General features: G+C 69.1%; 18 protein-coding genes and 1 riboswitch. Of the genes, 11 read left to right on the top strand and 7 right to left on the bottom strand.

Going from position 1 to position 21,748, the window contains the following annotated elements; translation table 11 throughout:
- Window positions 1-196: 196 nt before the first annotated feature.
- The gene (gene ybaL, locus DBV14_RS11625; RefSeq protein ID WP_124459344.1) at window positions 197-1,936 is read left to right on the top strand and encodes a YbaL family putative K(+) efflux transporter; all 1,740 of its coding nucleotides are present in this window, start codon (window positions 197-199) and stop codon (window positions 1,934-1,936) included.
- A gap of 17 nt (window positions 1,937-1,953) precedes the next feature.
- On the opposite strand, the gene DBV14_RS11620 is transcribed toward ybaL, so the two are convergent.
- On the bottom strand, window positions 1,954-2,358 hold the full coding sequence (locus DBV14_RS11620) for a hypothetical protein (protein ID WP_124459343.1): 405 nt from the start codon (window positions 2,356-2,358) through the stop codon (window positions 1,954-1,956).
- A gap of 135 nt (window positions 2,359-2,493) precedes the next feature.
- Here DBV14_RS11620 and DBV14_RS11615 point away from each other — a divergent pair, with 135 nt between their 5' ends.
- The 10 genes from DBV14_RS11615 to DBV14_RS11570 all read left to right on the top strand — a co-directional run bounded on the left by DBV14_RS11615 (window position 2,494) and on the right by DBV14_RS11570 (window position 15,449).
- Complete coding sequence (locus tag DBV14_RS11615; protein WP_124459342.1) at window positions 2,494-2,715, top strand: hypothetical protein; 222 nt, start codon at window positions 2,494-2,496, stop codon at window positions 2,713-2,715.
- A gap of 92 nt (window positions 2,716-2,807) precedes the next feature.
- Window positions 2,808-3,083, top strand: a riboswitch (cobalamin riboswitch).
- 130 nt (window positions 3,084-3,213) lie between these two features.
- Window positions 3,214-5,397 carry a TonB-dependent siderophore receptor gene (locus DBV14_RS11610; RefSeq protein WP_124459341.1) on the top strand — a complete coding sequence of 728 codons (2,184 nt, stop codon included), beginning with the start codon at window positions 3,214-3,216 and terminating at the stop codon, window positions 5,395-5,397.
- Window positions 5,398-5,404: 7 nt separating this feature from the next.
- Entirely contained in the window at window positions 5,405-6,955 is a 1,551-nt protein-coding gene (locus DBV14_RS11605; protein ID WP_260396993.1) for a PepSY domain-containing protein, read from the top strand.
- Window positions 6,956-7,028: 73 nt separating this feature from the next.
- Window positions 7,029-7,709 (top strand): energy-coupling factor ABC transporter permease, encoded by a 681-nt coding sequence (locus tag DBV14_RS11600; RefSeq protein WP_124459339.1) that lies wholly within the window; start codon window positions 7,029-7,031, stop codon window positions 7,707-7,709.
- A 156-nt stretch (window positions 7,710-7,865) separates the two neighbouring features.
- Complete coding sequence (cobW, locus tag DBV14_RS11595; RefSeq protein WP_124459338.1) at window positions 7,866-8,933, top strand: cobalamin biosynthesis protein CobW; 1,068 nt, start codon at window positions 7,866-7,868, stop codon at window positions 8,931-8,933.
- 21 nt (window positions 8,934-8,954) lie between these two features.
- A complete protein-coding gene (gene cobN / locus DBV14_RS11590) occupies window positions 8,955-12,770 on the top strand; it encodes a cobaltochelatase subunit CobN (RefSeq protein ID WP_124459337.1) in 3,816 nt (1,271 codons plus the stop codon).
- Window positions 12,767-13,858 carry an ATP-binding protein gene (locus DBV14_RS11585; protein WP_124459336.1) on the top strand — a complete coding sequence of 364 codons (1,092 nt, stop codon included), beginning with the start codon at window positions 12,767-12,769 and terminating at the stop codon, window positions 13,856-13,858. Before cobN ends, DBV14_RS11585 begins: the two co-directional genes overlap by 4 nt.
- A 140-nt stretch (window positions 13,859-13,998) precedes the next feature.
- The gene (locus DBV14_RS11580) at window positions 13,999-14,508 is read left to right on the top strand and encodes a VWA domain-containing protein (protein ID WP_260396992.1); all 510 of its coding nucleotides are present in this window, start codon (window positions 13,999-14,001) and stop codon (window positions 14,506-14,508) included.
- Between the two features lie 129 nt (window positions 14,509-14,637).
- Window positions 14,638-15,057 carry a RidA family protein gene (locus DBV14_RS11575; protein WP_124459335.1) on the top strand — a complete coding sequence of 140 codons (420 nt, stop codon included), beginning with the start codon at window positions 14,638-14,640 and terminating at the stop codon, window positions 15,055-15,057.
- 98 nt (window positions 15,058-15,155) lie between these two features.
- Window positions 15,156-15,449, top strand: coding sequence for a DUF1090 family protein (locus tag DBV14_RS11570; protein ID WP_124459334.1), 294 nt, complete (start codon window positions 15,156-15,158; stop codon window positions 15,447-15,449).
- 24 nt (window positions 15,450-15,473) lie between these two features.
- On the opposite strand, the gene DBV14_RS11565 is transcribed toward DBV14_RS11570, so the two are convergent.
- From DBV14_RS11565 to DBV14_RS11540, 6 genes are all read right to left on the bottom strand, one after another.
- Complete coding sequence (locus DBV14_RS11565) at window positions 15,474-16,028, bottom strand: SET domain-containing protein (protein ID WP_260396990.1); 555 nt, start codon at window positions 16,026-16,028, stop codon at window positions 15,474-15,476.
- Window positions 16,025-16,906 carry an N-acetyltransferase gene (locus tag DBV14_RS11560; RefSeq protein WP_124459333.1) on the bottom strand — a complete coding sequence of 294 codons (882 nt, stop codon included), beginning with the start codon at window positions 16,904-16,906 and terminating at the stop codon, window positions 16,025-16,027. Before DBV14_RS11560 ends, DBV14_RS11565 begins: the two co-directional genes overlap by 4 nt.
- A gap of 55 nt (window positions 16,907-16,961) precedes the next feature.
- Window positions 16,962-18,185 carry a GAF domain-containing sensor histidine kinase gene (locus tag DBV14_RS11555; RefSeq protein ID WP_260396989.1) on the bottom strand — a complete coding sequence of 408 codons (1,224 nt, stop codon included), beginning with the start codon at window positions 18,183-18,185 and terminating at the stop codon, window positions 16,962-16,964.
- 73 nt (window positions 18,186-18,258) lie between these two features.
- The gene (locus DBV14_RS11550) at window positions 18,259-19,203 is read right to left on the bottom strand and encodes an ABC transporter substrate-binding protein (RefSeq protein ID WP_124459331.1); all 945 of its coding nucleotides are present in this window, start codon (window positions 19,201-19,203) and stop codon (window positions 18,259-18,261) included.
- Between the two features lie 22 nt (window positions 19,204-19,225).
- Complete coding sequence (locus DBV14_RS11545; RefSeq protein ID WP_124459330.1) at window positions 19,226-20,077, bottom strand: PA4780 family RIO1-like protein kinase; 852 nt, start codon at window positions 20,075-20,077, stop codon at window positions 19,226-19,228.
- Window positions 20,074-21,186, bottom strand: a complete 1,113-nt coding sequence (locus DBV14_RS11540) for a GNAT family N-acetyltransferase (protein WP_124459329.1) — start codon at window positions 21,184-21,186, stop codon at window positions 20,074-20,076. Before DBV14_RS11540 ends, DBV14_RS11545 begins: the two co-directional genes overlap by 4 nt.
- Window positions 21,187-21,748 lie beyond the last annotated feature (562 nt).

Raw genomic sequence — 21,748 nt, 5'->3', positions numbered from 1 at the left:
AGGGCATCGGGTGCTTCCCGCAGCGAAATAAAGGAGGAGCGAAGCGGGGGACATTCGCGGAGGGAAGTACCCGGTGTCAGTCGCACGCGCCCCGAATGAACCCGCACCCGCTCCCAAAACAGCAGTCGCCAAGAGCAGCACCCCCACAAGGCCGTGTGAAATAAAAGGGTAGACATCGTTCCTGCAAAATGGAGCGATGCCCCACAGTGTTTCCCTCATCAACACGATCGCCGCCGGCCTGGGCCTCGCGCTCGTGTTCGGTTTTCTTGCAGCCAAGCTCAGGCTGCCGGCACTCGTGGGGTACCTGTTGGCCGGCGTCATCATCGGCCCCTTCACGCCCGGCTTTGTCGCCGATGCCGAAATTGCCGCGCAGCTCGCCGAGATTGGCGTCATGCTCCTCATGTTCGGCGTCGGCCTCCATTTTTCCCTCGACGACCTCCTGGCAGTCCGCAAGATCGCGCTCCCCGGTGCACTCGCCCAGATCGCCGTCGCCACGCTCCTCGGCGGCGGCCTTGCCCTCTGGTGGGGCTGGAGCCTCGGGGCGGCGCTCGTGTTCGGGCTCGCCCTCTCGGTCGCCAGCACGGTCGTGCTGCTGAGGGCGCTCGAAAGCCTGGGCATTCTCGATTCCTTCACCGGGCGCATCGCCATTGGCTGGCTCGTGGTCGAAGACCTGGCCATGGTGCTCGTGCTCGTGCTGATGCCGCCGCTGGCCGGCACGCTCGGTGGGCAGAGCGCGCAAGGCGCGGCGGGCGGCCCGGCCGATCCGCTCTGGCAGACCCTGGGCCTGACCCTGCTGCAGGTCGGCGGGTTTGTCGCGCTCATGCTGGTGGTCGGGCGGCGCGTGTTTCCCTGGATCCTCTGGCAGGTCACGCGCACCGGCTCGCGCGAGCTGTTCACGCTGTGCGTGGTGGCCGCGGCCGTGAGCATCGCCTTTGCATCGGCGGCGCTGTTCGGCGTGTCGTTCGCGCTGGGCGCCTTCTTTGCCGGCATGGTCATGCGCGAGTCGCAGTTCAGCCACCGCGCGGCACAGGAATCGCTGCCGCTGCGCGATGCCTTCGCCGTGCTGTTCTTCGTCTCGGTCGGCATGCTGTTCGACCCCTCGGTGCTGATCGAGCGGCCGCTGCAGGTGCTGGCGGTGGTGCTGGTCATCGTGCTGGGCAAGTCGCTGGCGGCCTGCGCGCTGGTGCTGGTGTTCCGCTACCCGCTGGCCACGGCGCTCACGGTCAGCGCCAGCCTGGCGCAGATCGGCGAGTTTTCTTTCATCCTGGCGGGGCTGGGCGTGTCGCTCGGCCTGCTGCCGGTCGAGGGGCAAAGCCTGGTGCTGGCGGGTGCGCTCATTTCCATTGCCACCAACCCGCTGTGGTTCAGCCTGATCGCGCCGCTGCAAAAATGGCTGCACGCCCATTCGTCGTTCGCGCGGGGGCTCGAATCGCGCGACGACCCGCTGGCCGAGCTGCCCATGAGCACCGAGGCCAAATACCTCTCGCGCCAGGTGGTGCTGGTCGGCTACGGCCGCGTCGGGCGCCGCATCGCGGCCGAGCTCGAGGCGCACGACATTCCCTACGTGGTGGCCGAGCAGAACCGCGAACTGGTCGAGAAGCTGCGCGAAGCCGGCATTCCGGCGGTGTGGGGCGACGCGGCCGATCCGGCGGTGCTCATTCAGGCCCACGTGGCACGGGCGCGCGTGCTGGTGGTGGCCACGCCCGACACCATGAACGTGCGCCAGATGATCGAAACCGCGCGCACGCTCAACCCGATGATCCAGACCGTGATCCGCAGCCACAACGAGCAGGAAGCGCAGTTGCTGACGCAGGAAAACTCGGTCACCGTGTTCCTCGGCGAGCACGAGCTGGCGCAGGCCATGGCCCGCGACGTGGTGCAGCGCGCGGTGTCGATGGCCATGCCGGCGCACTCGGCGCCAGCCCCGATCGCTTGAGCGCCCCGCGCCCGGCTTCAGAGGTCTTCAATGACCAGCAGGCGGTAGCGCTGCGCGATGGAGTAGGGCACGGTACGCACCAGTTCCATCAGCTGCTCGGCCTGGGCGCCGTCCTTGGTGCGAACCAGCAGGCCCGTGTGGCCGTCGCGCGCCAGTTGGGTGAAGGCGCGCACGGTGGCCGCGTCGGTTCCGGCGGAGGGCAGGGGGTCTTCGGACATCTTCACGGTCGGCGTGATCTCGGCCAGCACCGTGTCCGCGGGCAGCAGGTAGACCTCGTCGCCGCTCATGCCTTTTTCGATCAGGCGGTGGCCGATGCGGTCCGCGTCTTCCGCGCTGGGGAACATCACCATCGAGTAGCCGGTCGGATAGAAAGCGCCGCCGACGCTCGATCGCATCCGGGGTTCAAGAACGAAGTGCTTCATGCTGCCTCCTGTTTTTCATGAGGTCCCTGAAACAACATTAGGCGCTGCGGCACGCAAGCGCTGTAGGAGAAGCCCGGAAGCTGTCAACCGCGCGCGTCCCTCGCCCATTCAACGGTAACCACACCTCCACCGCCAATGCCCACCGCAAGAAACATCGCACTCACCGTCCACGAACTGGAGGCCGGCGAGTTCTACTGGGTGCTGATGGAGGCGGTGGAAGACACGCCCGGCGAAACCTCCCACGTCTACATGCCGCTCGAAGCCGCGCACGAGCCCTATGCCACCTACTCGAACGCGCTGGTGGCGGGCGTGGCCGTGATGCGGCGGCTGTTCGGGGCCGACGGCAAGGGCGGCTGACCCCGCTAGCAAGGCCGCGGCCGCTCGCGGCCCAGGGGGCGATCCCTATAATCCGGCTGGTCCGGTGTATCGGTTTTTCTTACCGATGCTGCCGGCCACCACGGTTCGAAGGTGCCCCGCATGCCATCCATTGGCCTCGGGGTTAAACGGGAAGCAGGTGCGCCGTGTCATTGTCGACACGGTCATTCCTGCGCTGCCCCCGCAACGGTCGGCGGATCTGGAAACCCTCAGGCACATGCCCTTTTTCGGCATGTGCAGCCACTGCGCTTCGGCGTGGGAAGGCGAGGGTTTCGGCTCCGGTGCGCATTTTTCTTGCGCACCGAAGCACTCCGCAAGCCCGGATACCGGCCTTCGCCACCGCCTTCGGACGCTGCGGGAGTGCGTGTCCGGGCCTGCCGCTTCGCCACCTCCGCGTGGACCGGCACCGCCCGTTCCATGCCTCCCCGCGTCCTGTATCGGTCAGGAGCCTGCGGGGACGCAGGTCGGAGGAGAAATCAAATGGGTCAAGCATCGCCAGCGCGCGATCGCACGGGTGCGCCACTGCAATGGGCACGCCTTTCGGGTCTTTCTTTGGGGTTGGGGCTGGAGCTGGTTTTTGGGCACACCACGGCTTTTGCCCAGTCGGCTGAAACCGCCGGCAACCGCAGCCTGGCACCGGTCCAGGTCGAGGCCGCGCGGCACACGCCGCTGGCCATCGACGAGCCCACGCAGACCGGCAGCCGGCTCGGCCTCACGCCACTGGAAACACCGGCCAGCATCGAGGTGCTGAGCGGCGACACCATCCGCGCGCGCGGCGACGTCTCGGTGATCGAGGCCGCCACCCGCGCCACCGGCATCACCGGCTCGCCCGCGCCCGGCAACGGCGGCACGTCGATGGCGGCGCGCGGCTTCTCGGGCCACGGCTCGGTGATGCAGCTGTACGACGGCACCCGCCTGTATGCCGGCGCCGGCACCGTCACCTTTCCGTTCGACACCTGGTCGATCGACCGCATCGAGGTGTTGCGCGGCGCGGCCTCGGTGATGTACGGCGAAGGCGCCATCGGCGGTGCCATCAACGTGGTGCCCAAGAAGCCCTCGCGCGGGCCGATCGCGAACGAGGCGCTGGTAACCATCGGCTCCGACGCCACGCGGCAGGTGGCCTTTGGCAGCGGCGGGGCGATCAACGACATGCTCTCGTACCGCTTCGACATCAGCCACCGCAAGACCGACGGCTTCATGCTGCGCGGCGAGGCCGAGAGCCTGGCCGTGGGCGCCGCGGTGCGGCTCGACGTGTCGCCGCAGTTGCAGTTCACGCTGTCGCACGACGAAGGCCGGCAGTCGCCGCAGCGCTACCAGGGCGTGCCGCTGATCGACGGCCGCCTGACCAGCCAGACCCTGCGCCAGAACTACAACGTCGACGACGCCGAGCTCAAGTACAACGACAAGTGGACCCGCCTGGACGCCCAGTGGACGCCCAACAGCGCCATCACCGTGCGCAACCAGCTCTACCGGCTGGAGAGCAAGCGCCACTGGCGCAACAGCGAGACCTACACCTTCAACGCCACCACCCGCCGCGTCACCCGTGGCGACTACCTTGAAATCGGCCACGACCAGGAGCAGATCGGCAACCGCACCGACGCCACCTTCCGGCACTCGATGTTCGGCATGGCCAACCAGGTGCTGGTGGGCTTCGACGTCAACCGCATCGATTTCCTGGGCCTGAGCGATTCGCCCTACGGCGGCCGCTCGGTGATCGACCCCTTCGTGTTCCAGCCCGGCTACTACGCCTCGCCCGTGGCCTACCTGCCGCGCTACAAGACGAAGACCAGCACCTACGCCTTCTTCGCCGAAGACAAGCTGGCCTTCAACGAGCAGTGGTCGGTGGTCGGCAGCCTGCGCTGGGATCACGCCAAGGTGGCGCGCGTCGACCAGCAGAACTTTGCCAACCGGCTCGACAAGACCTTCGAATACGCCACCGGCCGCCTGGGCGTGGTGTACGCGCCCGATGCCTCGCAATCGTTCTACGCACAGGTGGCGCGCGCGGCCGATCCGCTGACCTCGCTGATCAGCACCTCGGCCACGCAGGCGCCGTTCGAGCTGAGCACCGGCAAGCAGGTCGAAGTGGGCTACAAGCGCCAGCTGCCCGAGGGCCGCGGTGCCTGGACGGTGGCCGCCTACCGCATCGAGAAGAGCAAGCTGCTCTCGCGCGACGCGAAAGACCCGACCGTCACGCAGCAGATCGGCAAGCAGTCGTCCGAAGGCATCGAGGCCACGCTCGACCTGGCGCTGAGCTCCACGCTGCGCCTAGAGGCCAACGTCGCCAAGCTGCGCGCACGCTATGACGACTTCAACGAAGTGGTCGGTAAGTCGGTGGTTTCGCGCGCGGGCAACACGCCGTCCGGCGTGCCGGAAGAAGCCGCCAACCTGTGGCTGCACTGGCGCTTCCTGCCGCAGTGGGAGGCCGAGTTCGGTGTGCGCTACGTCGGTTCGCGCCAGGTCGACACGGCCAACACGCGGAAGATCGGCTCCTACACCGTGGCCGACGCCGGCGTGAGCTGGCAGGTGAACCCGTCGCTCAAGCTGGCGCTGCGTGGCTACAACCTGGCCGACCGCAAGTACCCGGTGTCGTTCTCGAACGGCGGCAACCAGTGGATCCTGGGCCGTCCGCGCTCGTTCGAGCTGTCGGCGCTGGTCAACTTCTGATGGCGGCATGCCCATGACCTCAGCATGGCGCCGCGCCTGGCCCCGGCTTCGCCACTGGCTCTACTGGACGCACCGGTGGCTGGGCATCGGCGGCTGCCTGCTGTTCGTCATGTGGTTCGTCTCGGGCGTGGTGATGATGTATGTGGGCTACCCCACGCTCACCGACGCGGAGCGGCTGGCCGGGCTGGGGCCGCTGCGCTTCGAACAGGCCACGGTGTCGCCCGCCGCCGCGCTGGAGACACTGCCGCCGGCCGCGCGCGCCCAGCCGCCCCGGCGCATGGTGCTCGAAGTGCAGGGCGGGGCCGCGCCCGAACCGGTGTGGCGCATCGTCGATGCACGCGGCGGCCGGCACACGGTTTCGGCGCGCGACGGCCAGGCGCGCGGCCCGGTCGATGCGGCGCAGGCCGAGGCCATTGCGCGTGGCTTCTCGGGCCAGCCCGGTGCGCGATGGGCCGAGACGCTGGAGCGCGACCAGTGGACCGTGCCGCAGGGCCTGAACCCGCTGCGCCCGCTGCACCGCATCGAGGTCGGCGACGCGGCCGGCACCGAGCTGTACGTGTCCTCGCGCAACGGCGAGGTGGTGCGCGACACCACGCGCGCCGAGCGCTTCTGGAACTGGCTGGGCTCGGTGCCGCACTGGATCTACTTCACGCCGCTGCGCGCGGACCCGCCGCTGTGGCACGACGTGGTGGTGTGGCTGTCGGCCGCCTGCATCGTCTCGGCCGTGACCGGCATCGTCATCGGCATCTTGCGGATTCGCCTGCGCCGGCGGTTCCGCAACGGCGCGGTCACGCCCTACACGGGCTGGATGGCCTGGCACCACATCGCCGGGCTGATCGGCGGCTTCTTCGTGCTGACCTGGATCGTCAGCGGCTGGCTCTCGATGAACCCCAACATGTGGTTCGAGCGCAACCGCGGCGACGCGGCTGCTGCCGCGATCACGAGCTACACCGGCGCCGATGCATCGCCGTTCCCGTGGCCACCGGCCCAGCTGCCGGCGGGCGAGGGCGCCGCCGCACCGCGTGAGGCGTTGCTGATGTGGTTCGACGGCAAGCCGCTGCTGCAATTGCGCGACGCGCAGGCCCGCGTGCGCGTGGTCGATGCCGCCACGGGCGCGCCGGCCGTCATAGGCCGCGACGACATCGTGCGCGCCGCCGCCCGCCTGCGCCCCGGCGCCGTCGTGACGCAGGCCACGCTGCAGACGCGCGAAGATTTCCACTGGTACGGCCACCACCGCGAGCGCGTGCTGCCCGTGTGGCGCCTCGAATTCGACGACGCCGCGCACAGCTGGATCTACATCGACCCGGCCAGCGGGCAGGTGGCCGGCAGCAACGACAGCAATTCGCGGCTGCGCCGCTGGCTCTTCAACGCGGCGCACAGCCTCGACTTTCCCTGGCTGATCCAGTACCGGCCGGCCTGGGACGTCGTCGTGTGGCTGCTGTCGATCATCGGCACCGTGGCTTCGGCCAGCGGCGTGGTGATCGGCTGGCGGCGGCTGCGGCGCAAATCGCGGGCGCCGGCCGGGCCGGGCGCGCAGCGCGCGCTCCAGCGTTCATGACAGGGGCTTGCGCGAGCCGGCCCATCCACCAACAATCAACTTTCGCACTTCGGTGCATTTCAGGAGGTGCCAGATGCACATCGAACCAGGTCTCGTCGACGGATCCAAGATTTTCCTCAGCTATGCCACGGCAGCCGCCGCGCTCGCCTACACGGGCAAGGTTGCCTTCGACACCTTGATGAAGGACGGCCCCGTCGCCCTGGCGCTGCGCTCGGCCATTGCCGTGGCGCTGGTGTTCTGCTTCTTCGAAGTGCTGCCGCACCACCCCGTGGGCGTGTCCGAGGTGCACCTGATCCTGGGCACGACGCTGCTGCTGGTGTTCGGGCTCGCGCCCGCTGCCATCGGCCTGGCGGGCGGGTTGCTCATCCAGAGCCTGTTCTTCGAGCCGCAAGACCTGCCGCAGTACGGCATGAACGTCACCACCCTGCTGGTGCCCCTGTTCGCGACCGCCGCGCTGGCCCGCCGCATCATTCCCCAGAACGTCGCCTATGTGGACCTGAGCTACCAACAGGCTTTCAAGCTGTCGGTGGCCTACCAGGGCGGCATCGTGGTCTGGGTCGGTTTCTGGGCGCTCTACGGACGCGGCACCGGCCTGGAGAACGTGAGCCAGATCGCCAGCTTCGGCGCTGCCTACATGACCATCGTGCTCGTCGAGCCGCTGGTCGACCTGGGCGTGCTGGCCGCCGCCAAGGGCTGGCGCCGCCTGCAGGGCACGGCCTTCGTCGAGCGCCGCCTGTACAGCAGCGTCGCCTGATTCGGGCCCGATTCGAGCCTGGTTCTCCCGGAGGCGCCCCGGCCCACCTTGCCGGCCTTGCGCCCCTTTGCGTTCGTGCCGGCCGCCGGCGCGCCCTTCGGCGCCCGGTGCTCGCTTACCCATCTTCACGCCATCGGCGCCTGAAACAACACTTCCATGACACAAGCAAGCAACGCCAAGATTCCCGTCACCATCGTCACGGGCTTCCTCGGCAGCGGCAAGACCACGCTGCTGCGCCACATCCTCGGCAATGCCGAAGGCCGCCGCATCGCGGTGATCGTCAACGAGTTCGGCGAGCTCGGCATCGACGGTGAAATTCTCCGTGGCTGCGGCATCGGCTGCGACGATGAAGGCAACGAGCGCGAAGGCGCGCTGTACGAACTGGCCAACGGCTGCGTCTGCTGCACCGTGCAGGAAGAGTTTTTGCCCGTGATGCTGCAGCTGGCCGAGCGCCGCGGCGACATCGACGCGGTGATCATCGAAACCTCGGGCCTGGCATTGCCCAAGCCGCTGGTGCAGGCCTTCCAGTGGCCGGACATCGCCAACATCTTCACCGTCGATTCCGTGGTCACCGTGGTCGATGGCCCCGCCGCCGATGCGGGCCAGTTCGCCGCGAACCCCCAGGCCGTCGACGAAGCCCGCCGCGCCGACCCCAACCTCGACCACGAGTCGCCGCTGCACGAGTTGTTCGAAGACCAGCTCTCGGCCGCCGACCTCGTGGTGCTCAACAAGACCGACCTGATGGACGCCGACGCGCGTGCCCGCGTCGAAGCGCTGGTGCGCGAAGAGCTGCCGCCCGAAGTGAAGATCGTCGCCGCCACCGAAGGCAGGCTGCCGCTCGCGCTGCTGCTGGGCCAGGGCCGCGCGGCCGAGGCCACCATCCACCTGCGCGAAAGCCACCACGACCACGAGGAAGACCACGACCACGACGAGTTCGATTCGCTCGTGATCGAGCTGCCGCCGGTAGACCGCGACAACCTTCTCGCCGTGCTGGGCCAACTGGTCGAGCAGCACACCATCTACCGCGTGAAGGGCTTCGTCGCCATTCCGGGCAAGCCGATGCGCCTCTTGGTGCAAGGCGTGGGCCGCCGCTTCGACCACCACTTCGACCGCCGCTGGCGCGACGGCGAAGCGCAGCGCACGCGCCTCGTCTTCATCGGTGAAGACCTCGACGAAGCCGCGCTGCGCAAGGCGCTGGACGGCCTTGCCGCCGTGCCGGCCTGAAGGCCCTGAACGCCTGACCGCATGCACCTGCTGAGCACCCAGCCCGGACGTTTCGTCGAAGACGACAGCGTCGTTACCCGGCTCGACCAGTCACCGGGCGACATCGTGGTGCTCAGTTCGGCCGACACCACGCTCGCGCTGCTGGCCGCGGCGCGCACCGCGCTGGCGTCCACCGACCCCGGCTATCCGACGCTGCGGCTGGTCAACCTCATGTACCTGCGCCAGCCGGCCTCGCTCGACCTGTACATCGACGAGGTGCTGCAATATGCGCGTGTGGTGGTGGTCGACCACCTGGGTGCTGAATCGGCATGGGCCTATGGTCTGCAGCAGCTCGAGAAGCTCGCCAGGCGCAAGGGCCTGCAGCTCGCCATGTTCTCCGGCGACCTGCAGGAAGACGAAGACCTGCTCGCACGCGGCACCGCGCCGCGCGAAGTGAGCCGCCAGCTCTGGCAGTACATGCGCAGCGGCGGGGCGGGCAACGCGATGCAGTTCCTGCGCGCGGTGGCTTTCCACGGCCTCGGCCATGGCGAGGCACCGTTGCCGCCACGCAGCCTGCCGCAAGTGGCGCTGCACGTGCCGCGCGGCATGGACGCGGCCCACTCGGTCGTCGGCATCGACGACCTGCGCGCCGGCTGGACCGCGGGCGCGCCGGTGGTGGCGCTGGTGTTCTACCGCTCGCACCTGCTGTCGGGCAACACCGTGGCCTTCGATGCGCTTGCCGCCGCATTGGCCGCCGAAGGGCTGAACCCGCTGCCCGTGGCGCTCGATTCGCTGAAAGACCCGCTGTGCATGTCCGCGTTGCGCACGCTGTGCGGCGAACACGACGTGCAACTGGTGCTCAACACCACCGCTTTTGCCGCTCTGGGGCAGGGCGCGCAGAACGAAGAAGGCGAGGCGCTCGCATTGGCCGGCGACGCGCCGGTGCTGCAGGTGATCGTGAGCGGCGGCAACCGCGAAGACTGGCTGGCCGACAGCCAGGGCCTGCGCCCGCGCGACATCGCCATGCAGATCGCGCTGCCCGAGATGGACGGCCGCATCATCACGCGGGCCGTGAGCTTCAAGGGCCTGTCGCACCGCTGCGAACTCACGCAGACCGAGGTGGTGAACTACCAGCCTGAGCCCGACCGCATCGCGTTCGTGGCCGAGCTGGCGCGGCGCTGGTGTCGCCTGCGCAGCCTGCCGGCGGCCGACAAGCGCATCGCGCTGATCCTGGCCAACTACCCCGGCAGCGAAGGGCGCATCGGCAGTGGCGTGGGGCTCGACACCCCGGCTTCGGTGATCGCGATATTGCGGGCCATGCAGGCCGAAGGCTATGCACTGGGCGAGCCCGCTGCGCTGCCGGCCGATGGCGATGCGCTGATGCGCACGCTGCAAGAGGGCATTGCCAACGACCCGGCGCAATGGGCCGCGCGGCCGGCCTGGCAAAGCTACGCAATGGGCGACTACCGTGCCCGTCTCGCGGCCTTGCCCGAAGGCATGGCCGCCGCCATCGACGCGCGCTGGGGCACGCCCGAGCAAGACCCGATGGTGCGGCAGGGCCGCTTCATGATCGCCGGGCTGCGGCTGGGCCGCGTGTTCGTCGGCATCCAGCCGGCGCGTGCGCTGGGCACGCTCGGCGCGGCCGACTACGCGAGCTACCACGACGCAGAGCTGGTGCCGCCGCACAGCTACCTCGCGTTCTATTTCTGGCTGCGCGATGCCTTCGCCATCGACGCGGTGGTGCACGTGGGCAAGCACGGCAACCTCGAATGGCTGCCGGGCAAGAGCATCGCGCTTTCGCAAACCTGCTGGCCCGATGCCATCCTCGGGCCGCTGCCCAACGTGTACCCGTTCATCGTCAACGACCCGGGCGAAGGCGCGCAGGCCAAGCGGCGCACGCAGGCGGTGATCGTCGACCACCTGATGCCGCCGCTCACGCGCGCCGAGAACCACGGCCCGATGCAGGACCTGGAACGCCAGGTCGACGAGTACTACGACGCGCTGCTGGTCGACGCACGCCGCGCCAAGGTGCTGCGCGCGCAGATTCTTGCGGCCGTGCGGGCGCAGCATCTGGTCGAGGAACTGGACATGCCCGGCGCGGAAGACGACGCGGTGCTGGCGCGCGTCGATGCCTACCTGTGCGAGCTGAAGGAAACGCAGATACGCGACGGGCTGCATGTATTCGGCGCCTCGCCGCAAGAGCGGCTGCGGCGCGACACGCTGCTGGCACTCGCGCGCTATCCGGCTGCCGATGGCGCGGGCGCGAATGCCGGGTTGCTGGGCGCATTGGCGCGTGACCTGCTGCCGGGTGACAGCTTCGACCCGCTCGACATCGACGCCGCCAGGCCATGGCAGGGCGCACGCCCCGCGCTGCTGCAATCGGTCAGCGCCGATCCGTGGCGGCACCAGGGCGACACGCGCGAACGGCTGGAGCTGCTCGCGCAGCGCCTTCTCGAAGAGGGCTGCCCCGCGGAACTGCCGCACACCACTGCCGTGATGCGGCGCATCGAACAGACCCTCGCACCCGCGCTCGATGCCTGCGGCACGCAGGAGTTGCTGCAACTTTGCCGCGCGCTGCAAGGCCGCTTCGTGCCGCCCGGCCCGAGCGGCTCGCCTTCGCGCGGCCGGCCCGACGTGCTGCCGACCGGCCGCAATTTCTACGCGGTCGACACGCGCGCCATTCCCACGCCCACCGCCTGGATGCTCGGCCTCAAGTCGGCCGCGCAACTGGTCGAGCGCCACATGCAGGAGCATGGCGACTACCCCGTGGCGATGGGCCTGTCGGTCTGGGGCACGGCCACCATGCGCACCGGCGGCGACGACCTGGCGCAGGCCTTCGCGCTGATCGGCGTGCGGCCCAAGTGGGCGCCCGGCAGCCAGCGCGTGGTCGATTTCGAGGTGCTGCCCACCGTGGGGCTCGGGCGTCCGCGCATCGACGTCACGCTGCGCATCTCGGGCTTCTTTCGCGATGCCTTTCCCAACGCCGTGCAGATGTTCGATGCCGCCGTGCAGGCCGTCGCGTCGCAGGAAGACGAAGACGCCGAGCGCAACCCGATCCGCGCGCGCATCCTGCGCGAGAGCGCCGCGCTCGAAGCCCAGGGGCAGTCGCCCGAAGCCGCGCGGCTGCAGGCGGGCTGGCGCGTGTTCGGCTCGGCGCCGGGCAGCTACGGTTCGGGCCTGCAGCCGCTGTTCGACCATGGCGACTGGCAGACCGACGACGATCTGTCGAAGGCCTACGTCGGCGGCAGCGCCCACGCCTACGGGCAGGGCAGCGACGGCGTGCCCGCGGCCGAGGCGCTGGTGCGCCGCCTGCGCGCCATGAACGTCGTCATGCAGAACCAGGACAGCCGCGAGCACGACCTGCTCGACTCCAACGACTACTACCAGTTCCAGGGCGGCATGGCCGCCGCCGTGCGCCACCTGAGCGGGCAACAGCCCGCGATGTACCACGGCGACCACGGCAACCCGCAGGCGCCGCGCGTGCGCACGCTGAAGGAAGAAATCAGCCGCGTGATCCGCTCGCGCGTGGTCAACCCGAAGTGGATCGACGGCGTGAAGCGCCACGGCTACAAGGGCGCCTTCGAGATGGCCGCCACCGTCGACTACCTGTTCGGCTTCGACGCCACCGCCCGCGTGGTCGGCGACCACCAGTACGCCATGGTGGCCGACGCCTACGTGCTGGATGCCGGCACGCGCGACTTCGTGAACGCGCACAATCCGCGCGCGCTGCAGGACATGCTGAACCGCCTGCTCGAAGCCATGCAGCGCGGCCTGTGGCAGTCGCCCGGCGACTACAGGAACCAACTCGAGAATCTGTTGCTCGACCACGAGCAGCAGATGGAAGGAACTACCCGATGACCACTGCCGCGCCCATGCCGGTGCCTTTCCCTTTCGCCGCGATCGCGGGCCAGCCCCAGCTGCGCCAGGCGCTGCTGCTGGCCGCGGTCGATCCGGGCCTGGGCGGCGTGCTGATCGAAGGCCCGCGCGGCACGGCCAAGACCACGGCGGCACGCGCACTGGCCGAGCTGTTGCCCGGCGCACCCTTCGTCACGCTGCCGCTGGGCGCCAGCCTCGAAAGCCTGGTGGGCACGCTCGACCTGGGCCACGCGCTGGCCGGCCATGAACTGAAATTCGCACCCGGCCTGCTGGCGCGCGCGCATGGCGGCGTGCTGTATGTCGACGAAATCAACCTGCTGCCCGATGCGCTGATCGACTCGCTGCTCGATGCAGCGGCCAGCGGCGTGAACGTGGTCGAGCGCGACGGCATTTCGCACCGCCATGCCGCGCGCTTCGTGCTGGTGGGCACCATGAACCCGGAAGAGGGCACCTTGCGCCCGCAACTGCTCGACCGTTTCGGCCTGTGCGTGCAGCTGCAGAACATCGGCAACGCGGCCGAGCGGCAGGCCATCGTGCGTGCGCGGCTGGCATTCGATGCCGACCCGCAAGGTTTTCGCGCGATGCATGCGCAGGTCGAAGCCGAACTGGCGGCTGCGCTGGTGCGTGCGCGCGCCATCGTGGCCGATGCATCGGCCTTGCCTTATCGCGATGCGGTGCACGAAGCCGTCAGCGCGCTGTGCATCGCGTCGGATGTCGATGGCCTGCGCGCCGACCTCGTGATGCTGCGTTCGGCGCGCGCGCTTGCCGCATGGGACGGCGCGGCGGCCATCAGCACCGACCACGTGCAGCGCGTGGCCGAGGCGGTGCTGCTGCACCGGCGCAAGCCCGAGGCGGCCGGTGCGCCGCCGGCCGCCGCGCCAGCGCCAGCGCCTTCTTCGCAAGCCGCCGGCAACGGAGCGAACAATCAATCGGCGGGCAGCAACAGCGCAGGCGACCAAGACTGGGGCGCCATGCCGCCCGAGCCCGTCGGCATCGAACGCGTGAAGCCGCTGCGCCCGCTGATCCCTTCATCGACACCTTCCTCGCAAGCCGCCCCAAAAAAAGCCTGAGCCTCCGGGACGCCGCACCCGCTGGCGCGCGCCAGGGTGACCGGAGGCAGGGCACGCAACGGGACGCATGGCACGGCGCCGCGGCTAGGGGCACGGCCTTCGACTGGCCGCGCACGCTGGTCGCGCGCGGTGCGGGTGCCTTGCGCGCGGAGCATCTCCGGCATCGGCCACAGCAGGCGCGCAGCGGTGCGCTGCATTGCTTTTTGCTCGACTGCTCGGCCTCGATGCGCAACGAAGGCAACCTTGCGCGGGCCAAGGGCCTGCTGCTCGCGCTGATGCAGGAGGCCTACCAGCGCCGCGACCACGTGGCGCTGCTGTGCTTTGCCGGCAACGTGGTCGAGCTGCGCCTGCCACCGCGCCGCGCCAGCGCCTGGAACGACGGCTGGGTGGCGCCCATCGGCGCCGGTGGCGGCACGCCGCTGGCGCTGGGCGTGGAGCGGGCCGAACAGTTGCTGGTGCGCAGCGAAGCCCGGCAGCGCTGGCTGTGGCTGCTGACCGATGGCCGCAGCAGCGAGAACCCCGCGCGGCCCGAAGCCGCCGATGTCGCCTGCGTGGTCGACTTCGAGGCGGCGCGCATTCCGCTGCACCGCGCACGGCAGCTGGCCGAACGCTGGCAGGCGCGCTACGTGGTGGCCGAACGGGCTGGCTGACTCACAGGATCGGCTCGCGCGTCTTTGCGCGCGCCAATCGGCCTTGGCGCCAAAAGCTCATCTGGCGTAGGGGAAAGCGCGGCGAAGCTTCCCTTCGATACTGCCGCCGAACCAACCCAAGGAAACGACATGGCAGCAGCAGCAACAAGGCGCGTGGTGCGCGAAGGCGCGTTCAAGAAGATCATTGCCGACGGCGTGCAGGTGGGCGACACCATCTACCTGTCGGGCCAGGTGAGCGTGGACGGCGAGGGCCGGACCATCGGCGCCGGCGATGCCGCGGCGCAACTTCGGCAGGCCTACGGCAACGTGCGCGCAGTGCTCGAATCTTTCGACGCGACCATGGCCGACATCGTGGACGAAACGATCTTCGTGACCGGCATCGACGGCTTTCTTGCCGATGCCGACAAGCTGTTCGCCCTGCGCGCAGAAATGTTCGGCGGCGAGCCGCAGATTTCGCAGACGCTGGTCGAGGTGTCGCGGCTGGGCAGCGCCGACTGGCTGCTCGAAATCAAGTGCATCGCCAGGACCACGGAAGCCGCCGCAGCCTGAAGCCCTGAAGGGCTGAAGGACTTTTCGGCCGGGAAGTTCGGGTACCTTACGGCATGCGTCTGAAACCCTGCTTCCTGGCCTTTGCCCTGCTCCTGGGCATGCCCGCCTTCGCTCAAAACCCGTCAACGCCGCCGCCGGACGCGGGAGATTGCAAGGCGCAGGAAGCGGCGCTGGAGCGCGACATGGAGCTTGCCCGTTCCCGCGGCCAGATGCTGCGCCGGCGGGAGCTGGCCGACACCTTGAGCGCGCTGCAGCAGCGCTGCAAGACGCCGGTGCCGGTCGTGAGCCGCGAGGCACGAATCGAAAGGCTGGAAAACGAGGTGCGCACGTTGCGCGCGGAACTCGAACGCGCCGAGGAACAGTTGCGCAGCGCGAAGAGCGAGCCGCACTGACTCCCGACGGCCGCCGCCGCTACCTCACCAGGGAAGTTCGCTGAGCGGCCTGTTCGGGTCGGAAGCGGCGGGCACCGAGCCGTTGGCTGCCGTCGCGCCGTCTTTCTCCGCCACCGCCTCCACGGGCGCCAGCATCGTCCCGCGGCAGTTCGGCGAGCCGCAATGGCAGGGGTACTTCGATGGCGGCGAGCCGTCGTCCGCCGTCAGCGAATAGTCGATGAACAGCTCGTCGCCCGCATCCACCGCCACCAGCGTCTGGAACTTCAGCACCAGCTCGCCCGCTTCGTCGTATTCCTCGACCGCCTCGCAGTTCGGCTCGCAGGCGTGGTTCAGGTGGCGCGTGGCGTTGCCGCCCTTGGCACCGTCGATGGTTTCCTGGTTGGTCAGCGTGAACAGGTAGGTGAGCTGGTCGTCCCAGGCCTTCGTTGCGATTTCCTGCTTCGAGTAGCGGCGGCCCTCGTACAGGCCGAGAAAGGCTTCGGCCGGCAGGTCGCGCGTGGCGAAGGCGCCCAGGCCGTGGACGCCACTGGGGCCCACGCGAATGAACGGCGTGGACGAGGTTTGCTTGCGATGCTTCATGAGGGGGAGGGGACGGGGGCGTTGTTCTTGTCGGGTTCGAGCTTCAACGCCATCTCGACCTGGCGAATGACAGTCGAAGTACCGCGTGCAGTCGCTGCGTTGGAAAGAGGGCTGTGCGCGGGCTCGTCGACCAGCCGCCAGCGGGTGCCGGGGCGCGCGGTGGCCAGTGCGTCGAGCAGGTCGTGGGCAGCGGGCTCGTCGATGGCCCCGGCGTCGAACAGCGTGCTTTGCGGCGTTGCGCCGGCTGGCGCCATGACGGCATAGCCGACCACGGCCGCGCCGCGTCGCACGCCGAGCGCAATGGCGCCTTCGTTGGCGATGGCGTCGCGCACGGTCGGCAGTTCGCGGCGCCATGTGGGGCGCGACAGGGCGCTGCAGGCGTCGTGAATGGCCGTGAGTTCCGCGGCGTCGAGCATGCCGCCGGCATTGGCTTGCCGCGCCTCGAAGGCCCATTCGAAGACGTCGAGCATGCGGACCTCCTCGAAGCCCGCTTGCCGATACAGCGCACGCGCCGTGTTCTGTTCGATGACTTCAAGAAAAGCCTGGTCGATTCGCGCCGCCGGGAAGGCCCCGGCTTGCGCTTCGATGAGTTGCCTGGCCAGCCCTTGCCGCCGGCGCGCACTCGCAATGCCGAAGCCCGCGAGATAGGCCCGGCCTTGCCTGCGGCCAGCCAGCGAAATGCCGCAGGGCTCGCCATCGACCACCATCACGCGGGACAGCGCCAGGTCGACTTCGCCGCGCCGCAGGTGCCGCGCGAATTGCTGCTCGTCGAAGGCAATGGGAACGAAGTAGCCCTCGTAGGCCTGGTTCCAGAGCGCGGTGAGTTCACTGCGTGTGAAGTCCGCGGCGGGGACGACCGCCATGCCGATGCTGTTCATTGACTGTGTGTCTGCCTGACTGTCTGTCTGTCAGTGGGTTGCGCGTGGAGGGAAATCAGGCGACCGGCAGGGTCGCCACGAAACGGGTGCCTTCGGCCTCTGACGACGTGACTTCCAGCGTGCCGCTGTGGGCAGCGACGATTTCCGAGCAGATGTACAGGCCCAGCCCCAGCCCGCCGCCTGGCTTGCTGTGCTCGGGCCGCCAGTAGGGCTGGAAGATCTTCGGAAGGTCGTCCGGCGGAATCGGCGTGCCGCCGTTGGTGACCGAAAGCACCAACTGGTCGTCTTCGATGCGGGCCTGCACGACGATGGGGGCGTCCGGCGCGCCGTGCGCCACGGCGTTGCCGAGCAGGTTGGACAGCACCTGCTGGATGCGGCCGGGGTCGCAGCGCACCACGCCGTTCACCGCAAGGTTGTCGCGGATGTCCAGTGCCGGATTGGCGGCCCGGACTTCGTCGATCACGTCCTTGAGCCCGGACGACAGAAAGTCGGCCTCGCGCATCGTCAGGTCCATGCCCGAGCCCAGCCGCACGCGCGCGAAGTCGAGCACGTCGTCGATCAGCGCGGACATGCGGCGCGTGCTCGACTTGAGCCGCGCGCCCAGCCTCACGAGGTCGGGCTCGGCCTGGCGGCGAATCAGCAGTTCGGCCGCCGCGCCCACCGAAGACAGCGGGTTGCGCAGGTCGTGCCCCAGCACCGCGATGAACTGCTCGCGCAGCTCGGCCGTGGCGCGCTCGGACTGCAGGGCGGTTTCGGTGCGCTCCTGCCGGTCTTCGTTTTCGAGCTGGCGCGCGATCAGGTCGGCAAAGGCGGTGAACATGGCCACCACGCGCGGGTCGGACACCGTGGCGGGGCGCGGGTCGATGGCGCACAGGTTGCCGAAGTAGTCGCCATTGGTGTGGATGATGGGCACCGAGATGTAGCTCTCGATGTTGTACAGGCGCGGCGTGTGGTGGTTGAAGTACACCGGGTCGGTGCTGGCCCGGTCGATCACCACGGGCAGGCGGGCCGCCCGCGACTCCATGCACAGCGTGGTGTTCAGCTGCAGCTGGCCGCCGGGCTTCAGGCCGAACTGGATGGTGTCTTCCACCGCGCAGGCGGTCCAGGTGCCGTCGGTCACGCGGGCCACGGCGGCAAAGCCCATGCCGGTGTTCTGGCAGATGATCTTCAGCAGCGTGGGCACGGCGCTGATGCGGGTGACGGCGGCAACGTCCCGCGCAATGGCTTCGTCGCTGTCGACGACGGAAGGAATCGGGGAAAAAGGCTGGGGCGCGGTCACGATCCTCCAATGGTACGTGAGAGATTGCCCCGTTGTGGGGCTGTGGCGGCCCATGCCCCCGCCGGGTGGCGGCTCAGCGCGGCGCGTCGTTCAGCGACGCGAGGCAGTTGACGATGGCGTCGGCCGCCTCGTCCAGCCGCGGGCCGGGCCGCATCATCAGGTCGAAGCGCGCCGAGGCAAAGCTGCAGACGCGGCCGCGCTTGATGGCCGACATGGCCGACCAGCCGGGCCGCGCGGCCATGGCCGAGATTTCGCCGAGCGCCGACAGCATCAGCACGTCGGGGTCGGCGCGCACCACGTATTCGGGGCTCATTTTCGGAAAGGGGCCGAGCGTGCCGGGCACCGCGTTGGCAAGGCCCAGGCGGGCCAGGGTTTCGCCGATGAACGAGCTTTCGCTGGCCGCCGCCACGCCGCCGTGCACCTCGAAGTACACGCGCCGCCCCTGCCAGGCCAGCGGCACGCGGGCGCGGGCCGCATTGAGCCGGGCGTCGAGCCGCTGCCAGAAGGCCTCGCCGGCGCCGGGGCGGCCGGTGGCGCGGGCCACGGTTTCCATCACGCGGCGCATGTCGGCATGGGTTTTGGCGTCGAGGGCCAGCACCTTGATGCCCAGCCGTTCCAGCGGCTCGGCGGCGCGGCTGCGCGGACGCAGCAGCACCAGGTCGGGCCTGAGCGCGACGATGCGCTCGATGTTCGCGTCGTCGATGCCGCCCACCTGCGGCAGGCCCTTTACCGATGCCGGCCAGTTGGCATGGCGGTCGATGCCCACCAGCCGGTCGCAGGCATCGAGCGCGCAGACCGTCTCGGTGAGCGAGGGCATCAGCGAGACGATCCGTTTTGCGGGCGCCTGCAGTTCGAGCGTGGTGCCGCGGTCGTCCTCCAGGCGGATGGCCGCGGCGTGGGCCGCCGAGCCGAAGCCCAGCGCCACGAAGGCCGCCGCCTTGGCGATCCGGCGAACGGTGGTGGAAACCGGCTGGCGCGGCTGCAGTGGGGCGGGGTTCGAGAGAGCGTTGGAAGTCATCGGGCGGGCGTTGGAAGCCCGCCTATTGTCGCGGCGTCTGCATGCGAACCAGCCGCGCTGCTTCTTCCATGCGCGCGTCGTCCACCTCGCGCAGCACGTTGCTCAGGTCGACCGGGCCGGTCTCGCGCACGAAGGTGCCCGTCAGCTCCGTTTCGGGCCGCAGCAGGCCGCGCTCGTACAGCTGCCAGATCTCGTCGCCGTAGTGCGTCTTCAGCAGCGCGGGTTCGAACTGGCCGAAGAAGTTGCGCAGGTTTTCCACGTCGCGCAGCAGCATGCGCCTGGCGTGGTTGTTGCCCGCGGCATCGACCGCCTGCGGCAGGTCGATGATGACCGGGCCGTCTTCGGCCAGCAGCACGTTGAACTCCGACAGGTCGCCGTGCACGACGCCGGCGCACAGCATGCGCATTACCTCCTTCAGCAGGCTGGCGTGGTGGCGGTGCGCGTCTTCGGGCGTGAAGACCACGTCGTTCAGGCGCGGCGCGGCGTCGCCGTTGGCGTCGGTCACCAGGTCCATCAGCAGCACGCCTTCGAGGAAGTTGTGCGGCGTCGGCACGCGCACGCCGGCGGCAGCAAGGCGGTAGAGCGCATCGACCTCGGCGCTTTGCCAGATGGCCTCGGTCACCTTGCGGCCGAAGCGCGTGCCCTTGGCCATGGCGCGCGCCTCGCGGGTGTTCTTGACGCGGCGGTTCTCGGTGTAGTCGACGGCCTGCCGGAAGCTGCGCTTGTCGGCTTCCTTGTAGACCTTGGCGCAGCGCGTTTCGTCGCCGCAGCGCACCACGTACACCATGGCTTCCTTGCCGCTCATCAGCTGGCGCACCACGCTGTCGATCAGGCCTTCGTCGATCAGTGCCTGGAGTCTCTGGGGTGCTTTCATGGACGTGCCTCCTGTGGAGCCAGGGGGCGGGTCGAGAGGAAGGCCCTCAGGCTTTCCGTGCCGATCTGGTAGACCCCATCATGCCTGTACGGCACGAAGCCCAGCCGGCGGTTGATGGCGAGCATGGGCGCGTTGACCTCGGCGTTGCTGGTCACCGCCGCCGTCAAGGCCGGATGGCGCTCGTGCACGAGCCGCAACATGGCCGCCTTCACACCCTTGGCCAGCCCCTTGCCACGCCACCGGCGCGACACGGCCGTGAGCCGCTGGAACATGCGGTCGGGGTAGAGCTGGTTGAAGCTGGCGTCGCACATCGCGGCAATGTCGCCATCGCCGTCGAGCAGCAACACCAGGAAGTGCTCGCCGCCACGGCGATCGATCTCGGCGTACCAGGCCAGGTAGTCGTCGAGTTCGTAGCGCAAGGGCCCGCGTTCGAGCCCGCTGGTGGGCGCATCCTCCAGCAGAACCGACATGGGTTCGATCAGCGTCGCCAGCCGGTCGCGGGGCACGCGGCCGACGTGGACCTCGGCACGCAGGCCATGCGCGGGCCCGAAAGCCTCGACCTGCCAGCGCGCGAGCTCGGCCCAGTCGAGGCCGGCGAACTCCATGCGGTTCTCGACGCTGCGGTGCTTTTCGGTTGCGCCGATGGCGCGAAGAAAAGCGTGCCCTTCGGGCAGGTGGGCCCTGAGCGTGGCAACGCTCTGGCCTTGCGTTTCCATCGTGGCCAGCAGGCCGTGCAGCAGCCGGCTGGCCACGCCTTGCCGGCGGTGCGCGCGCAGCACGCCGCCCCAGGCATCGACGAAGGGCGCGAAGGTCGCGTGGTCGGGCGTGCCTTCGCGGCGGTAGCTCATGTTCAGGCTCCCGAGGAGCCGGCCTTGGGCGTCGTGCGCCAGCAGGCGCCGCACGTCGTACAGGGGCCGGTTTGGCTCCTGCTGCACGTTGCGCCGGGTATCGGCGTCGCTCGGCTGGGGCTCGTCGGGAATGTCTTCCTCGTTGCGCAGGCGCCAATAGGCGAGCACATCGTTCCATTGCGCTTCGGACGCGCGCGCGGGATCGAAAACGGTGACGGTGGTTGCGGTATGCCGCGAATGCGCGGCACGTGGTTCAAGCATGGTGAGTCAGCCTTGATTCGAAAATGAACGGATCGCAGCCGGCACGTGGTTATCGACGTGCGTGCAGGCGGCAACGTTTGAATCGGTGGCGGTTTGTCTCGGCGGCAAAGTGGCCGCGAGGCACGGACCGGGCGCGCCCGTGAGGGACGCGCGCTACGCACAGAAGAAAGTGCGTCAGCAGTCAGTGAGTCTGTGGGTCAGTGCCGAGGATGCACGACAAACCGTACGGGAGTGGGGGCATGAATTGCAGTGTTTTCCATCGCGCACCTCCGGTCTGGGTTGTTTGTCGAGGCGTCGACTGTAGCGGGGAAGCTGCGTGCTGTGAAGCTCGGTGTGGCGTTTTTGTGCACGCGCTTGGGGCTGCTGTTTGGGTTCGTTCAGGGCGCCGTTCAGGGCGCCGCCCACGCCGACGGTGTGCTCTGCTCCGCGAATGTCCCCCGCTTCGCTCCTCCTTTATTTCGCTGCGCGGAGCACCCGATGCCAGTCGCACGAGGGCGCTGCTCTCGCATTGGCCGATCAACGACCGCTCTGAAGGCGCTCGCGCCGATGGTGTGCTCTGCGC

The organism is Variovorax sp. KBW07, assembly GCF_003852515.1.
In the GTDB taxonomy this organism is placed as follows: Bacteria; Pseudomonadota; Gammaproteobacteria; order Burkholderiales; family Burkholderiaceae_C; genus Variovorax.
This window is presented reverse-complemented; position numbering and strand designations above follow the sequence as displayed.

Excerpts from the sequence above, each read along its gene's own strand:
- ybaL (WP_124459344.1), top strand. The coding sequence starts at position 197 with ATGCCCCACAGTGTTTCCCTCATCAACACGATCGCCGCCGGCCTGGGC.
- DBV14_RS11545 (WP_124459330.1), bottom strand. The coding sequence starts at position 20,077 with ATGAAAGCACCCCAGAGACTCCAGGCACTGATCGACGAAGGCCTGATC.
- DBV14_RS11540 (WP_124459329.1), bottom strand. The coding sequence starts at position 21,186 with ATGCTTGAACCACGTGCCGCGCATTCGCGGCATACCGCAACCACCGTC.
- cobN (WP_124459337.1), top strand. The coding sequence starts at position 8,955 with ATGCACCTGCTGAGCACCCAGCCCGGACGTTTCGTCGAAGACGACAGC.
- DBV14_RS11565 (WP_260396990.1), bottom strand. The coding sequence starts at position 16,028 with ATGAAGCATCGCAAGCAAACCTCGTCCACGCCGTTCATTCGCGTGGGC.
- DBV14_RS11605 (WP_260396993.1), top strand. The coding sequence starts at position 5,405 with ATGCCCATGACCTCAGCATGGCGCCGCGCCTGGCCCCGGCTTCGCCAC.
- DBV14_RS11620 (WP_124459343.1), bottom strand. The coding sequence starts at position 2,358 with ATGAAGCACTTCGTTCTTGAACCCCGGATGCGATCGAGCGTCGGCGGC.
- DBV14_RS11570 (WP_124459334.1), top strand. The coding sequence starts at position 15,156 with ATGCCCGCCTTCGCTCAAAACCCGTCAACGCCGCCGCCGGACGCGGGA.
- DBV14_RS11560 (WP_124459333.1), bottom strand. The coding sequence starts at position 16,906 with ATGAACAGCATCGGCATGGCGGTCGTCCCCGCCGCGGACTTCACACGC.
- DBV14_RS11550 (WP_124459331.1), bottom strand. The coding sequence starts at position 19,203 with ATGACTTCCAACGCTCTCTCGAACCCCGCCCCACTGCAGCCGCGCCAG.
- DBV14_RS11575 (WP_124459335.1), top strand. The coding sequence starts at position 14,638 with ATGGCAGCAGCAGCAACAAGGCGCGTGGTGCGCGAAGGCGCGTTCAAG.
- DBV14_RS11585 (WP_124459336.1), top strand. The coding sequence starts at position 12,767 with ATGACCACTGCCGCGCCCATGCCGGTGCCTTTCCCTTTCGCCGCGATC.
- cobW (WP_124459338.1), top strand. The coding sequence starts at position 7,866 with ATGACACAAGCAAGCAACGCCAAGATTCCCGTCACCATCGTCACGGGC.
- DBV14_RS11615 (WP_124459342.1), top strand. The coding sequence starts at position 2,494 with ATGCCCACCGCAAGAAACATCGCACTCACCGTCCACGAACTGGAGGCC.
- DBV14_RS11610 (WP_124459341.1), top strand. The coding sequence starts at position 3,214 with ATGGGTCAAGCATCGCCAGCGCGCGATCGCACGGGTGCGCCACTGCAA.
- DBV14_RS11600 (WP_124459339.1), top strand. The coding sequence starts at position 7,029 with ATGCACATCGAACCAGGTCTCGTCGACGGATCCAAGATTTTCCTCAGC.